14 protein-coding genes are annotated in these 14,632 nt (G+C 71.8%); 6 read left to right on the top strand and 8 right to left on the bottom strand.

The window, feature by feature from the left end:
• Positions 1-3: 3 nt before the first annotated feature.
• From GQQ93_RS15450 to GQQ93_RS15460, 3 genes are all read right to left on the bottom strand, one after another.
• The gene (locus GQQ93_RS15450) at positions 4-294 is read right to left on the bottom strand and encodes a hypothetical protein (RefSeq protein WP_157425130.1); all 291 of its coding nucleotides are present in this window, start codon (positions 292-294) and stop codon (positions 4-6) included.
• A 100-nt stretch (positions 295-394) separates the two neighbouring features.
• Positions 395-1,027, bottom strand: a complete 633-nt coding sequence (locus GQQ93_RS15455) for a hypothetical protein (RefSeq protein ID WP_157425131.1) — start codon at positions 1,025-1,027, stop codon at positions 395-397.
• A 67-nt stretch (positions 1,028-1,094) separates the two neighbouring features.
• Positions 1,095-2,051: an ArsR/SmtB family transcription factor gene (locus GQQ93_RS15460; protein WP_157425132.1), complete on the bottom strand. Its 957-nt coding sequence runs from the start codon at positions 2,049-2,051 to the stop codon at positions 1,095-1,097.
• A gap of 56 nt (positions 2,052-2,107) precedes the next feature.
• On the opposite strand from GQQ93_RS15460, the gene GQQ93_RS15465 reads away from it, so the two are divergent.
• Positions 2,108-3,490, top strand: a complete 1,383-nt coding sequence (locus GQQ93_RS15465; protein ID WP_157425133.1) for an MFS transporter — start codon at positions 2,108-2,110, stop codon at positions 3,488-3,490.
• Positions 3,491-3,497: 7 nt separating this feature from the next.
• Positions 3,498-4,889 carry an ATP-binding protein gene (locus tag GQQ93_RS15470; protein ID WP_157425134.1) on the top strand — a complete coding sequence of 464 codons (1,392 nt, stop codon included), beginning with the start codon at positions 3,498-3,500 and terminating at the stop codon, positions 4,887-4,889.
• Between the two features lie 12 nt (positions 4,890-4,901).
• Here the strand turns inward: GQQ93_RS15470 and GQQ93_RS15475 are convergent, their stop codons facing one another.
• The 3 genes from GQQ93_RS15475 to aceA form a co-directional block, all read right to left on the bottom strand.
• Positions 4,902-5,486 carry a GNAT family N-acetyltransferase gene (locus GQQ93_RS15475; protein ID WP_157425135.1) on the bottom strand — a complete coding sequence of 195 codons (585 nt, stop codon included), beginning with the start codon at positions 5,484-5,486 and terminating at the stop codon, positions 4,902-4,904.
• A 248-nt stretch (positions 5,487-5,734) separates the two neighbouring features.
• Positions 5,735-7,423: a malate synthase A gene (aceB, locus tag GQQ93_RS15480; RefSeq protein WP_157425136.1), complete on the bottom strand. Its 1,689-nt coding sequence runs from the start codon at positions 7,421-7,423 to the stop codon at positions 5,735-5,737.
• Positions 7,424-7,484: 61 nt separating this feature from the next.
• Positions 7,485-8,822 carry an isocitrate lyase gene (aceA, locus tag GQQ93_RS15485; protein ID WP_157425137.1) on the bottom strand — a complete coding sequence of 446 codons (1,338 nt, stop codon included), beginning with the start codon at positions 8,820-8,822 and terminating at the stop codon, positions 7,485-7,487.
• Between the two features lie 262 nt (positions 8,823-9,084).
• Between aceA and GQQ93_RS15490 the strand changes: the two genes are divergently transcribed.
• Complete coding sequence (locus tag GQQ93_RS15490) at positions 9,085-9,450, top strand: PadR family transcriptional regulator (protein WP_157425138.1); 366 nt, start codon at positions 9,085-9,087, stop codon at positions 9,448-9,450.
• Between the two features lies 1 nt (position 9,451).
• Complete coding sequence (locus tag GQQ93_RS15495) at positions 9,452-10,888, top strand: permease prefix domain 1-containing protein (protein ID WP_157425139.1); 1,437 nt, start codon at positions 9,452-9,454, stop codon at positions 10,886-10,888.
• A 42-nt stretch (positions 10,889-10,930) separates the two neighbouring features.
• Here the strand turns inward: GQQ93_RS15495 and GQQ93_RS15500 are convergent, their stop codons facing one another.
• Positions 10,931-12,160, bottom strand: coding sequence for a sensor histidine kinase (locus tag GQQ93_RS15500; RefSeq protein WP_157425140.1), 1,230 nt, complete (start codon positions 12,158-12,160; stop codon positions 10,931-10,933).
• On the bottom strand, positions 12,153-12,821 hold the full coding sequence (locus tag GQQ93_RS15505) for a response regulator transcription factor (protein ID WP_157425141.1): 669 nt from the start codon (positions 12,819-12,821) through the stop codon (positions 12,153-12,155). Before GQQ93_RS15505 ends, GQQ93_RS15500 begins: the two co-directional genes overlap by 8 nt.
• 154 nt (positions 12,822-12,975) lie before the next feature.
• Here GQQ93_RS15505 and GQQ93_RS15510 point away from each other — a divergent pair, with 154 nt between their 5' ends.
• Together GQQ93_RS15510 and GQQ93_RS15515 are read left to right on the top strand one after the other, a co-directional pair.
• Positions 12,976-13,515: a hypothetical protein gene (locus tag GQQ93_RS15510; protein WP_157425142.1), complete on the top strand. Its 540-nt coding sequence runs from the start codon at positions 12,976-12,978 to the stop codon at positions 13,513-13,515.
• Complete coding sequence (locus GQQ93_RS15515; RefSeq protein ID WP_157425143.1) at positions 13,515-14,627, top strand: peptidoglycan-binding protein; 1,113 nt, start codon at positions 13,515-13,517, stop codon at positions 14,625-14,627. The genes GQQ93_RS15510 and GQQ93_RS15515 overlap by 1 nt, the downstream gene beginning before the upstream one ends.
• Positions 14,628-14,632: the final 5 nt, after the last annotated feature.

The raw sequence follows: 14,632 nt of genomic DNA on the forward strand, positions 1-14,632 counted from the left end.
GGCTCACTGCGCGCCCTCGAGTGCAGCGGCGTACTCGGTGTCGAGCTGCGAGAACGCCTCGGAGATGCCCGATGCAGCCTCGGCGAGGGTGCCGATGTTCTCGACCATGGCCTCGCGGGTGTCGTCCCATTCGTCGGCGAAGTCGATGAGGGCATCGGCGAGGCCGTCGTGGCCGACGGCGTCGGCGAGCGAGCGCGAGTTGTTCGAGGCGTGCTCGAGCTCGTGCTTCACGGCGGTCAGCTGCCGTCCGGCCTCCTCGAGCCGCTCGAGATCGAGTTCGACGCCGTCTCCCATGGTTCCCCCTCGGTGTGCCGGTCGACCTGATACGGGACGCCGGACAGGCTGCGCCGGTTCGGCTCGACCGACGATGGGGAGCGCTCCCCATGTGCGTCGGTCACCCCACGGGAGCTCGGAGCGGCGACAGCGAGACCATGACGGAACGCGTGCGCATCCCGCCGACGACCGGGCGACGCTCGGTGAACGTCGCCTCGATCTCGACCGGCCCGCGCTGCGCACGTTCGAGTTCGGCGCGTTCGGCCGAGGTGTACATGACCCGGGTGCCCTCGCGCTCGTCGGCGAGGCACTCGAGGCTCGTGCGACCCGCGACCGTGGGTCCGACCCGCACGCGCCGGCTCCGGCCGTCGACGAGGCCCGAGACCTCGAAGGTCGACGCCCGGATCGCCTCGTTCTGCGCTCGCAGGCGCTCGCGCAGCGTCTCCGCCTCCCGCCGGGCGTCCGCGAGCGAGGCCGCAGGGAAGAACGCGCCGAGGGGGCGCAATCGCCCGTCGAGGTCGGTGCGCCCGTCGCGCGGCGGGGCCGAATCGGCGTCGCCGTCGACCGCGAAGACCTCTTCGTCGGCGCGGTGCCTGATGTGGAGATACCCGTCGAGCCCTCCCCCGGCGACGGTGACCCGAGACCAACACCCGCCCGCGACATCCTCGGTGCGCTCGATCTCGGCGGCGCCCGAGCCGTCCGGGGCGTAGAGCGCAGAGCGTACGACGAAGTCGAGGTCGCGAACGCGGGTCATGCGTTCACCCTACGCGCGAGGCGCGGCTCGCGCCCGGGCCCGCCTGAGACGCAGCCTGCACCTCGGGTCACCGCCCCGCCGCGAGCAATGACGCGCCGAGCTCGCTGCGCAGGTAGAGCACGCTGTGCCCGTACCGGGTCGAGACGACGAGGCCCGCGTCGCGAAGCACTCTCAGGTGCTGGTTGACGGCCGAGGCGGTCACGCCGAAGCGCACGCCGAGCTCGGTCGACGACGCGGGGTCGCCGAGCGCCGAGAGCAGCCGGGCCCGGGTCTCGCCGAGCACCGCGGCCACGGCGGCCGGGTTCGCGACGTGCTCGGCCTCCCAGAGGGCGCCCTGGCCGCGGGCCGGGTACATGATCATGGGCGGGCCGTCGCCGACCGGCGCAGAGCCGCGACGGGTGAACATGGTCGGCACGAGCGTGAGGCCGAGGCCGTCGATCGGCTGCACCCGGTCGTTCGGGTCTCTGAGGCGCACCCTGACGACGCCGCCCTCGTAGTCGACCGTGCCCGAGATGCCGTTGAGCATCGCGGCGAGGCCCTGCTGCGCGATCTGCCGCCCCCGGTAGACCACGTCGGCCTCGAGCACGGCGCGCATGCGCGGCCAGTAGGGCTCGAAGGTCGCGGCCCAGAGCTCGTCGAGTGCATCGGCGAGCCGGCGGATCGCGGCGCGCGGCGACCCGGCGAAGACCTCGGGAATGCGACCGTGCACGGCCACGAGGTCGCGCTCGAACTCGGCGGGCGAGATCGAGCGCAGCGCCGCCATCTCGTCGTCGAGGCGGGTGAGCGGGCTCGTCGGCCTGGGGTTCAGGAAGTCGGGGGTCCAGAGCCGGTCGTCGATGAGGCCGGTGAGCGCGTCGAGGTCGAGCTCGGCGCGCGCGGCCTCGGTGCGCCGGAGCCAGGGCAGCTGCAGGGGGAAGCGCGACGGGTCGCGGATGGCGCGGAGCGAGAGCCCCAGCTCGCACAACGGCGAGATGCCGAAACGCACCGCCGCGACATCCGCCTCATTCAGCACGTAGCTCAACATGAAGCAGAACGCTACATCAATTTCGAAGGCGTCGCCGCCTCTGACAGAACTGTCTCGTGAGCCCTACCTCCCCGCCCGGCACCGCACCAGCCTCCCCCGACACCGGCGCGACCCCCGCGGTCGACGCGAGCCCCGCCGACTCCGGCCCGCGGCCGAACTTCTTCGCCCGCCTCGCGGCCTCGGTCGCCGACCCGGTGCTCCGCATCCTCGTCGGCGCCACGCTCATCTCGCGACTCGGCCGCGGCATCTTCCTCACCGTCACCGTGCTCTACTTCACGCTCATCGTCGGCCTCACCCCCGGCGAGGTCGCGATCGTGCTCGCTGCGGCGAGCGGGGCGGGCGTGATCGCGTCCTTCGCGGGCGGCTGGCTCACCGACCGGTTCAGTGCGAAGCGGCTCATCATCCTGTTCACCGCGATCGAGGGCGTCGCGCTCATCGCCTACGTCTTCGCCGGCGACTTCGTCACGGCACTCGTGATCGCCGTCGTCTGCGGGCTCTTCGAGCAGGGTGCGAACTCGACCCGATCGGCGATCATCGCCCGGGCCTTCACGGGCGAGTCGCGGGTGCACGCCCGGGCGGTCCTCCGCACCGTGACGAACGTGTCGATCGCCGTCGGCTCGGGGCTCGGCGCGATCGCCCTCGCCCTCGGCACCGCCGAGGCCTACCGGGGGCTCATCATCGGCGCCGGAGTGCTCTACCTGCTCGGCCTGTTCCAGCTCGTGCGCCTTCCCGCCCGCGTCGACGCCCCGGCCCGCGCCGCCGTCGCCGAGGTCGTCACCGCGACCGGCTCGGTGGATGCCGCGGCCACGGCCGAGGCGATCGCGAGCGAGCGGCGCGACTGGCGCTCGCATTCGCCCTGGCGCGACCCCCGCTACCTCTGGCTCACCGCGCTCAGCGCGATCTTCGGCATGCAGTTCGGTGTCGGCGAGCTCGGCGTGCCGCTCTGGATCACCCGCGAGACCGACGCGCCCGAAGTGCTCATCGCCGCACTGCTGATCCTCAACACGGTCATCGTGGTGGTCTTCCAGGTGCCGATGTCGCGCGGCACCCACGACCTGCGGGTCGCCGGCCGCGTCTCGGCGATCGCCGCCTGGCTGATGGCCGGCGCGTGCCTGGTCTACGCCGCCGCGGCGGGACTGCCGACCGGATTCGCGATCGCGGTGCTGGTGATCGCGGCGACCGCCCACGCGTTCGCCGAGGTGCTCTCGCAGGCCGGCGGCTGGGGCCTCAGCTTCGAGCTGGCCGACCCCGTGCGGGCGGGCACCTACCAGGGCGTCTTCGGCATGGGGTACTCGGTCGGCGCCCTCGCCGCGCCGCTCGTCGTCAACGCCACCGCGATCACGCACGGCCTCGTGGGGTGGGCCTCGCTCGCGGCGATCTTCCTCGCCTCGGGACTCGGCACGTGGTGGATCGCGCGGCGGGCCGCCGCCGTGGCATGATCGGCGCATGGCCGAGCACCGTGCGCAGCTGACCGCCCACTCCGAGGACGGCCGATCGTTCACGATCCCGGATGCCTCGGGCACGCCCTTCATCGCGGGCACGCTGCTGCTCGTGACGACGGCCAGGGGCCGCATGCTCGCCCTCGTCGAGGCGCGTGAGCTGACCGCCGCCGACGACGACGCCGAGGCGCTGCACGGGCGCCTCCTCGGCGAGATCGACGGCGACCGCTTCGACCAGCGCGGCGGCGCGCCGTTCACGGGCGGCACCGTCGAGGTCGCCGATGCCGCGACGATCGACCTCGTGCACGCAGCGATGGGGGCGACGCTCGAGATCGGCGTGAACCTCAGCCCGCCGATCCGCCCGGCGCTGCTGCTCGCGCACCGCTTCAACCGTCACACCTTCTGGTGCGGGCAGAGCGGATCGGGCAAGACCTATGCGCTCGGCGTCGTGCTCGAGCAGCTCATCGCGCACACCGCGCTGCCCGTCGTGGTCTTCGACCCGAACTCCGACTTCGTGCGGCTCGGCGAGCTGAACCCCGGTGCGAGCGGCGACACCGCCGAGCTGCTGCGCGAGCGCGACATCCGCGTGCTCCGCCCGAGCACCCCGGGCGCCGAGCCGCTGCGCGCCCGGTTCCCCTCGCTCAGCATGGCGGCGAAGGCCGCGGTGCTGCGCCTCGACCCCGTCGCCGACCGCGAGGAGTTCAACGCGGTCGTGCATCTCAGCGACACGCTCAGCGCGAGCGAGCCCGACCAGGTGCTCCCCGCGCTCCTCGGCTCCGACGACCCCGCGCGGCGGGCGCTGGGCCTGCGCATCGAGAACATGGGGCTCCTGAAATGGGAGGTCTGGGCGGGGCGCGACCGCGAGGCGACGCTCGTCGTCGACGAACGGGCGGATGCCACGGTGCTCGACCTCGGCGGATTCTCGACGCCCGACCAGCACCTCGTCGTCGCCCTCTCGGTGCTCGACGAACTGTGGGAGCGGCGCGAGGAGCGTCGGCCGGCCCTGCTCGTCATCGACGAGGCGCACAACCTCTGCTCGCCCGAACTGACCTCGCCGCTCGCCGTCGCGGTGCGCGAGCGCATCGTGCAGATCGCCGCGGAGGGGCGCAAGTTCGGCCTCTGGCTGCTGCTCTCGACGCAGCGGCCGTCGAAGGTGCATCCGAGCATCATCTCCCAGTGCGACAACCTCGCACTCATGAAGATGAGCTCGCCCATCGACCTCGACGGGCTCGCCACCTACTTCGGCTACGCGCCGACCGCGCTCATCGAACGATCACCGTGGTTCCGCCAGGGCGAGGCGCTGTTCGCCGGGGGCTTCACGCCGGCGCCGATGCTCCTCACGATGAATGCGAGGCTGACCCCCGAAGGCGGCGGCGACGTCGGCGTGCCGCTGCGCTGAGGCCGCGCTGCGTCACTCCGCCGCGAGCGCGAGCGGCTGCGCGAGCGGCTGCGCGAGCGGCTGCGCGAGCACCCAGTCGTCCTCGACCCGGCCGCCGACGGTGAAGTGCTTGCGCCCCGCCTTCACGAAGCCCTGCTTCTCGTAGAAGCGGATCGCCCGCGCGTTCTCCTCGTTGACGCCGAGCCAGCAGGCGACGGCTCCCGCGGCGCGCGCCGCTTCGAGCGTCGCCGCCATGAGCGGCGCGGCAACGCCGCGGCCGTGCTCGCCGGCGCGCGTGTAGAACTTGCTGAGCTCGACGGCGGGCCTGCCTGCGACGACGGCCGCGGCATCCGCATCGCCCGGTTCGCCGCCGACGAGCATGCTGTACCCGATGAGCGATGCGGATGCCCCGCGGCCCCGCTCTGCGACGAGCACCCGCCGCTCGGCGTCCGCGAGGTACGCAGAGAAGTGCTCGGGCCGGAAGTGCCGCTCGATGAAGTCGGCGATCGCCTCGGGCGTGGTGTGCGGCGGGCAGGCCAGCGGGAAGGTTTCGGCGGCGAGGCCCGCGAGCGTGTCGACGTCGCCGGCGGTCGCGGGTCGGATCACGAGCGCGGTCACCTCGCGATTCTGCCAGAGCGACGCGCGGCCGCGAGAAGCGCGACACCCCGTTTCAGGAAGACGGAAGCCCGTCAGGACGCATTCCCGAGTATCGTCCTGACAGGCATCCGAGATCCTGAAACCGTGCGACGGGCGAGCGCCTGCATGGACCGCGGTGACCCGTCACGACGAACGGGCCTCCCCGACCGCTGCACCTCCGGGGTCGCCGGATGCGGTCGGGAAGGCCCTGGTCGTCGCCGGGCCGAGCCTCAGAGGAAGCGCGCGTACGCCCCCACGGTGAGGAACGTCGGGAACTCGGGCTCGAGGGCCACGGTGCGGAACACCGAGATCGCGTCGTCGAAGCGGTCGCCCTCGAAGCGGGGAAGCTCGGCGACGGCCGCCGCCATGAGGCGCACGATCGAGGTCTGGTCGATGCGCGTGCCCTCGGCGGTGACGGTGTTCTCGTTCAACCACTGCCAGAGCTGCGAGCGCGAGATCTCGGCGGTCGCGGCATCCTCCATGAGGTTGTCGATCGCCGCGGCGCCGACGCCGCGCAGCCACGACTCGATGTAGCGGATCGCGATCGAGATGTTGTCGCGCACCCCGCCCTCGGTGACCTCGCCGCCGATCGACGGGATGTCGAGCAGCTGCGCCGCCGTCACCTGCACGTCGTCGCGCAGGCGGTCGACCTGATTCGGCCGGTCGCCGAGCACCGCGTCGAACTCGGCGCGTGCGGTGGGGATCAGGTCGGGGTGGGCGACCCACGTGCCGTCGAAGCCGTCGCCCGCCTCGCGGCGCTTGTCGGCCGAGACCGCGGCGAGCGCGCGCTCGGTCACCTCGGGGTCGCGGCGGTTCGGGATGAACGCGCTCATGCCCCCGATCGCGTGCGCACCGCGCTTGTGGCAGGTCTGCACCAGCAGTTCGGTGTAGGCCCGCATGAAGGGCACCGTCATCGTGATGGCCTTGCGGTCGGGCATGACCCAGCGGCGCCCCCGCGAGCGGAAGGTCTTCACGATCGAGAAGATGTAGTCCCAACGGCCGGCGTTGAGGCCGGCGCAGTGGTCGCGCAGCTCGTAGAGGATCTCGTCCATCTGGAACGCGGCCTGGATCGTCTCGATCAGCACCGTCGCACGCACCGTCCCCTGCGGGATGCCGAGGGCGTCCTGCGCGTAGACGAAGATGTCGTTCCAGAGCTTCGCCTCGCGGTACGACTCGAGCTTCGGCAGGTAGAAGTACGGTCCGCGGCCTGCGGCGATGAGCGCCTGCGCGTTGTGGAAGAAGTACAGCCCGAAGTCGACGAGCGAGCCCGAGGCGTGCATCGCACGGCCCGCGCGGTCGTGGAACTTCAGGTGCTTCTCGACGAGGTGCCAGCCGCGCGGACGCATCACGATCGTCGGCGTCTCCGCGGCGGTGACACGGTACTCCTTGCCCTCGGGGCTCGTGTACTCGAGCTCGCCCCTGAGGAAGTCGAAGAGGCTCAGCTGCCCCTCGATGACGTTCGCCCAGGTGGGGCTCGTGGCGTCCTCCTGGTCGGCGAGCCACACCTTCGCACCCGAGTTCAGTGCGTTGATCGCCATCTTGCGGTCGGTCGGCCCGGTGATCTCGACGCGGCGGTCCTCGAGGCCGGGGGCGGCGCCCGCGACCCTCCAGGTGGTGTCGTTCCGGATCCACTCCGTCTCGGGCAGGAACTTCGGGTCGCGGCCGTTCGCGGCGTCGACGCGGGTCTGCAGGCGCTCGGCGAGCAGCTCGTGGCGGGTGCCGGCGAAGCGGTCGTGCAGTTCGGCGAGGAAGGCGAGCGCCTCGGGCGTGAGGATCTCGTCGTAGCGCGCGCCGAGCGGCGCGGTGACCTCGATGCGCGGTTCGACGGTCTGGAAGCTCCCCGTTGCGGGGCGCGGGGTGGATGCCTCGGACGCGCGTGCGGGCGGGGCATCCGTTCGTTCGATGATCAGGGTGTTCATGGTGTCGTCTCCTCCGGTTCGCCGGCGGGCGGTGCTCAGCACCGCCCGCTCGGCTGGCGGCTCAGTGGTTGAACTGTTCTTCCTCGGTCGATCCGACGAGGGCGAGGGTTGCGCTGTTGGGGTTCAGCGCGGTGGCGATCTGATCGAAGTAGCCGGTGCCGACCTCGCGCTGGTGGCGCGTGGCGGTGTAGCCGGCAGCCTCCGAGGCGAATTCGGCCTCCTGGAGTTCGACGTAGGCCGACATGTGACGCTCGTTGTAGTCCTTGGCGAGCGTGAACATGCCGTGGTTCAGGGAGTGGAAGCCCGCGAGGGTGATGAACTGGAACGCGTAGCCCATCGACGCGAGCTCGCGCTGGAACTTCGCGATCTGGTCGTCGTCGAGGTGGCTCTTCCAGTTGAAGCTCGGCGAGCAGTTGTACGAGAGGCGCTTGCCCGGGAACTTCGCGTGCACGGCCTCGGCGAAGCGGCGCGCGAGCTCGAGGTCGGGCTCGGCCGACTCGACCCAGAGCAGGTCGGCGTACTCGGCGTAGGCGAGACCGCGGGCGATGACCGGCTCGATGCCGTTCTGCACGTTGTAGAAGCCTTCGGCGGTGCGCTCACCGGTGACGAAGGGCTTGTCGCGCTCGTCGTGGTCGCTCGTGAGGAGGGTCGCGGCGAGCGCGTCGGTGCGGGCGATGATGATCGACGGCACGCCGGCGACGTCGGCCGCGAGGCGGGCCGCGTTGATGGTGCGGATGTGCTGGCCGGTGGGGATCAGCACCTTGCCGCCCATGTGGCCGCACTTCTTCTCGCTCGCCAGCTGGTCCTCCCAGTGCACACCTGCCGCACCGGCCTCGATCATCTGGTGCATGAGCTCGTAGGCGTTGAGCGGACCGCCGAAGCCGGCCTCGGCGTCGGCGACGATGGGGGCCATCCAGTCGCTGATGCCGGTCTGCGACTCGTTGCCCTGCTCGATCTGGCCGGTGCGCAGCAGCGCGTTGTTGATGCGGCGCACGACCGCCGGCACCGAGTTCGCGGGGTAGAGCGACTGGTCGGGGTAGGTCTGGCCCGAGAGGTTGGCGTCGGCGGCGACCTGCCAGCCCGAGAGGTAGATGGCCTTGAGGCCCGCGCGCACCTGCTGCACCGCCTGGTTGCCGGTGAGGGCGCCGAGCGCGGCCGACCACTCGGGGTCCTCCATGCGCTCGAAGGCGTTGCCGGTGTTCTTCTGGATGTTCTCCCAGAGCTTCTCGGCGCCGCGCTTGGCGAGCGTGCGCTCCTCGCGGACCGGGCCGCGGAGGGCGATGACGTCTTCGGCGGTGTAGTCGCGCTTCACACCCTCCCAGCGGGGGTCCGCGTCCCACTCGAGCTGCAGCTCGGCCGCGGTCTGGGTCTGGTCGCCGGGGCGGTTGGGGGTGCTCATCGTCGTGCTCCTTCGGTGCTGCGGGTGCGTTCTCCGGATGCCTCGTGGCGGGTCATCCGTTCGTCCTGAACCCATGCTGCGCCTGCCGCGACCGACCCGACCGGCGTTTCGGGGGGTGAACTTCTGCAGAAGTTCTGCGACGCGGAAGAAGCATGGCCCCACGGGTCGGCGGCGTCAACCGCTCGACCGCGCTCGACCGCGCACCGCTCGCGTGATACCTTGCAGTTCTAGGTATCTAGCAGTACAAGGTATGGAGGCGCGCATGCGCATCGGCAAGGACCTCGTCGCGGCGGCCGCGACCCCGGTCGTGCTCGGCATCCTCGCCGAGGGCGAGTCGTACGGCTACGCGATCCTGCAGCGCATCACCGCGCTCTCCGATGGCGAGCTCGAGTGGAGCGACGGCATGCTCTACCCACTGCTGCACCGGCTCGAGCGCCTCGGGCACGTGCACTCGGAGTGGCGCCAGGCCGATTCGGGCCGCCCGCGCAAGCAGTACCGGCTGAGCGAGCAGGGCGCAGCGGTGCTCGCCGAGCAGCGCAGGCAGTGGTCGGTCGTCGGCGACGTGCTGAGCAAGGTCTGGCCCGACGACGGCGGCCCGCGACTGCGCCTCGCCCTCGGGGAGGCCTGACATGCCCATCGACGCACCCCGCGACCTGCCCACCGATCTCGACGCGCTCTTCGCCTCGTGGCGCAGGTGGATGCAGCGCCACGACGCCGTGAACGCCGCCGACCTCGCCGAACTCGAGAGCCACCTCTCCGACGCCGTCGACCACTTCGTCGCCGTGGGACTCGCGCCCGACGAGGCATTCCTCGTGGCGGTGAAGCGCCTCGGCGCCACCGACGAGCTGTCGCGCGAGTACGCCCGCGAGCACTCCGAGCGGCTCTGGAAGCAGCTCGCGCTGACGGGCGACGGCGCCGCGGACGACGCCGAGCAGGAGGACGCGGGCCGACCGCTCGCATTCCACCGGCGGGCGAACGGCCTCGCCGTCGCGCTGGGGCTCGGCGCCGGGGCGGGCCTCGCCGTGAAGGCCGTGAACCTCGCGACCGACGACCCCTCGCAGGTCGTGCTGAACAGCGCTGTCATCGTGCTGCCGTTCCTCGCGCTCTGGTTCGCGTGGCGCCGGCGGCCCTCGCTCGGCATGCTCGCGATCGTGGGCGCCGTCTTCCTCGGCACCGGGCTCGCGCTGAACCTCTACCCGTTCGCGGTCCCCCAGCCGGCGGTCGGCACCGAGATCGCCGGGATCGCCGCGGCGACCGAGATCATCGCGATGCTCGGCTCGTTCGTCGCGCTCTGGCTCACCGTCGGCCTCGCGTACGCCGGCGACGGCTGGCGCGACGAGCGCACACGCATGGACTTCATCAGGTTCAGCGGCGAGTGGTTCGTCTACTACCTGCTGATCGCGCTCGGCGGCGGCGCGCTCTCCGCCCTGACCGTCGCGGTGTTCTCGTCGATCGGCGTCGACGTGGCGCAGTTCGTCGGCGAATGGGTGCTGCCGCTCGGCGCGGCGGGCGCGGTGCTCGTCGCGGCATGGCTCGTCGGGGCCAAGCAGCGCGTGATCGAGAACATCGCGCCGGTGCTCACGAAGGTCTTCACCCCGCTGTTCACGCTCATGCTGCTCGCGCTCGTCGTGGCCGCGATCATGCAGTGGAACCTCGTGGACGTGAGCCGCGACCTGCTCATCGCCTTCGACCTCGTGCTCGTCGTGGTCGTCGGTCTGCTCGTCTACTCGATCTCGGCCCGCGATCCGCTGCTCGCCCCGGGCTGGTACGACCGGCTGCAGGCCCTGATGCTCGCGAGCGCCCTCGTGCTCGACGCGATCGTGCTCGTCGCGATGATCGGGCGCACGGGCGAGTTCGGCTTCAGCGCGAACAAGACCGCCTCGCTCGGGGTGAACCTGATCCTGCTCGTCAACCTCGCCTGGGCCCTGCGCCTGCAGCTCGGCTTCCTGCGCCGCCGAACCGGCTTCGCCGCGCTCGAACGGTGGCAGACCGCGATGCTCCCGGTGTACTTCGCCTGGGCCGCGATCCTCGTGGTCGTCTTCCCGCCGGTGTTCGACTTCGCCTGAGCGAGGCGGGCGGCGCCGACGAGCCGTCCGCTCCGCTCGGCGTCACCGCGGGAGGCGCACGACCGCTCGCAGGCCCCCGCCCGCTCGCGGCGAGAGTTCGAGCTCGGCCCCATGGCGTGCCGCGATCGCCGCGACGATCGAGAGGCCGAGCCCACGGCCTCGGTCGGCCGCGTCGCGCGTGCGCCCGCCGCCCCGCGTGAACGGCGCGGTGAGGGTCGCTACGGTCGCGGCATCGAGCTCGGTCCCGCTGTTCTCGACCCGGAGGAGGGGCATCGGCCCCGTGGCATCCGTCGTCACCGTCACGAAACCGCCCCGCTCGTTGTGACGGATCGCGTTCTGCACGAGGTTGACGGCGAGCTGTCGCAGCAGCACCTCGTCGCCCTCGACGAACGACGTCCCTGGCGCAGCCGACCGCGTCAGCCGCACTCCCGCCGCTTCCGCCTCGGCTCGCGACTCGTCGACGACGGATGCCGCGACGGCGGCGAGGTCGACCGGTCCGAAGGCGCCGGACTCCGTCGACTCGAGCTCGGAGAGGTCGAGCAGCGCCTCGACGGTCGCGATGCTCCGTTCGTTCATCTCCCGCAGCCGCTCGAGCAGCTGCGCGTCGGCCGTCGCCCGAGCGTTCAGCGCCACGTCGAGCATCGTCCGCGTCGTCGCGAGCGGGGTGCGCAGCTCGTGCGAGGCGTTCGCGGCGAAGCGTCGATCGGCGTTCGCCGAGCGCTCGAGCGCATCGAGCATGCCGTCGAAGGTGTCGGCGAGATCGGTGATCTCGTCGCGCGGCCCGGCGAGGGCGATGCGGTGGTCGAGGTGACCGCGCGAGGCGCGATGCGCGGCGACGTTCACCTCCTGGAGCGGGCGCAGCATCCGGCCGGCGACGAACCAACCGGCCCAGGCGCCGCCGGCCGCGAGCAGTGCGAGCGCGCCCACCGACACCCAGAGCAGCAGCTGCAGGATGTCGGCGCGCGAACTCACGACGACGGCCGCCTCGGTCGAGGCGGCGAGGAGCCCCGGGTCGGAGAGCGGCTCGGCGGGCACCGCGAATCCGGTCGGCACGTCGGCGGGGGTCGCCTGCATCGCCGGCGTCATCGTCGACGCCGGCGTCGAGGCGGACGTCGAGGCGAACTCGTAGCTCGGCACCAGACCGACGACGAACGCGACGATCACGAGCAGCACGGCCCCGGCGGTGGTGAGCAGCAGGGCGTACGTCAGCGCCAGCCGCGCGCGCACGGTCAGGCGGTAGGTACGGGGCACGGATGCGACGGGCTCAGCCATGCGCCACGTCGATCGCGTAGCCCGAGCCGGGGTCGGTGCGGATCATCCACGGCTCGCCGAGCTTGCGCCGGAGGGTCGAGATCGTCACCTTCACCGAGTTCGTGAACGGGTTCGCGTTCTCGTCCCACGCCTTCTCGAGCAGCGTCTCGGCGCTCACGACGCCGCCGCCGGCGCGCATCAGCACTTCGAGCACCGAGAACTCCTTGCGGCTGAGGCGAACGAAGCGCCCGTCGCGGAAGACCTCGCGCCGGAACGGGTCGAGCGTCACCCCGGCGGCCTCGAGCTGCGGCGGCAGCGCCGAGAACCGGCGGCGTCCGAGCGCGCGCACGCGCGCCACGAGCTCGGGGAACTCGAACGGCTTCGCCAGGTAGTCGTCGGCGCCGAGCTCGAAGCCCTCGACCTTGTCGCCCAACCGACGGGCCGCCGTGAGCATGAGGATCGCCGGGCGCGTCTCGCGCGCCACGAGCATGCGGCACACCTCGTCGCCGTGCACGCCGGGGAGATCACGGTCGAGCAGCACGACGTCGTACTCGTTGACGTCGATGCTGAAGAGCGCGGATTCGCCGTCGGCGGCGACATCCGCGGCGATCGCCTCGAGCGCGAGCCCCGCGCGCACCGCCTCGGCGAGGTAGGGCTCATCCTCCACGATCAGCACGCGCACGATTCCACTTCCTTCGGTCTGCGGCATCCGGAGGTTCCATCACACCCCGCGGGGCATAAGGAAAAGGTCAGTGCCACCTTTTACCTCACTACGACCGCGCTGGGAGTGTGCTGGGACCCGCGCACGATCACCGCGCGATCGAAAGGACACCCCGATGACCACACGAACTTCCCGCGGCGCCCGCGCCCGTCTCGCCCTCACCGGCATCGGCCTGCTGCTCGCCCTCACGGCGTGCACCGGCGCACCGAGCGGCGGCGACTCCGCCGAGCTGAAGTCGGGCGGCGAGGACGCCGCCTACGAGGAGTGGTCGGCCGACTTCGTCTCCTGCATGAAGGACGAGGGCGTCGACATCCAGATGGCCACGGCATCGGGCGGCGGCGACACGAGCGATTCGAGCGATGCCGTCGATCCCGACGAGATCGATCCCGAGGCGATGGCCGCGGCCGAGCGCACGTGCATCGACAAGCTCGGCGAGCCGCCCGCCGTACCCGGCATGCCCGACGCCGAGGAGATGAACGAGGCCACGCTGCGCTTCTCCGCGTGCATGCGCGACCGCGGCTACGACTACCCCGATCCCGAGATCTCGGCCGACGGCTCGGTCGGCATGACCGAGGCGATGTCGATCGACGAGTTCGACCCCGCCGACATCGACGCCTGCACCGAGCAGGCCGACTACCCGAAGATGGAGCAGTAGTGGCGAGCGAGCAGTCGACGACGACGACGGATGCCACGGCCACCTCGCCGACCCGACGTCGCCGTGCCCCCTGGCTCATCGCAGGCGCCGGCATCGCCGTGCTCGGCATCGCCGGCGGAGTGCTCGCGGCGACCATTCCCGCGCCGGCTGCGGATGACCGCGATGAGAAGCGGGCCACCGAGGTCGCGACCACGCCCGTCACGCGCGGCGACCTCACCGAGCGGGTCCGGCTGACGGGGCGCCTCGGCTACGGCGGATCGAGGGAGCTCGGCACGAGCCTCGGAGGGACGATCACCTGGCTGCCCGGCGTCGGCACGGTGCTCGATCGCGGCGCCACGATCTTCCGCGTCGACGACGACCCCGTCGTGCTGTTCCTCGGCGAACTGCCGGCGTGGCGGGCGTTCTCCGAGGGCATGGAGGACGGGCCCGACGTGCGGCAGCTCGAGGAGAACCTCGCGGCCCTCGGATTCTTCGACCGCGAGCCCGACGAGGAGTTCGCCTGGTCGACCGCGGCGGCGATCGAGGACTGGCAGGAGTCACTCGGGCTCGAGGAGACGGGCGCGATCGACCTCGGCCGCATCGTCTTCGCTCCCGAGTCGCTGCGCGTCGCCGAGCAGAAGCTGAAGCCGGGATCCCCGGCCGGTTCCGCCGTGATCTCCGTCACCGGCACGGCGAAGCGCGTGAGCGTCTTCCTCGCGCCGAATCTCGAGTCGATCGCGCCCGTCGGCACGAAGGTGCAGATCACGCTGCCGGGAGGCGCCACGGCGCCGGGCACGGTGAGCGCCGTCGGCACGCCGGTCGAGCAGGACGACGACGAGGGCGGCAAGAAGCTGAAGCTGCCGGTCACGATCACGCTCGACGATGCAGCCGCCGCGGACGGGCTCGACGATGTCGGGGTGAGCGGAGAGCTCACCGCGGTGCGTCGGGAGGACGCGCTCATGGTGCCCGTCACCGCGCTCCTCGCCCGCACGGGCGGCGGATTCTCGGTCGAGGTCGTGACGAAGGGCGAGGTCGCCGCCGTTCCGGTCGAACTCGGGCTGTTCGCCGACGGGCTCGTCGAGGTCACCGACGGCGAGCTCGAGGCGGGCGACGAGGTCGTGGTGCCGGAATGAGCGCC

Source organism: Agromyces lapidis (assembly GCF_009749405.1).
Taxonomy (GTDB): domain Bacteria; phylum Actinomycetota; class Actinomycetes; order Actinomycetales; family Microbacteriaceae; genus Agromyces; species Agromyces lapidis.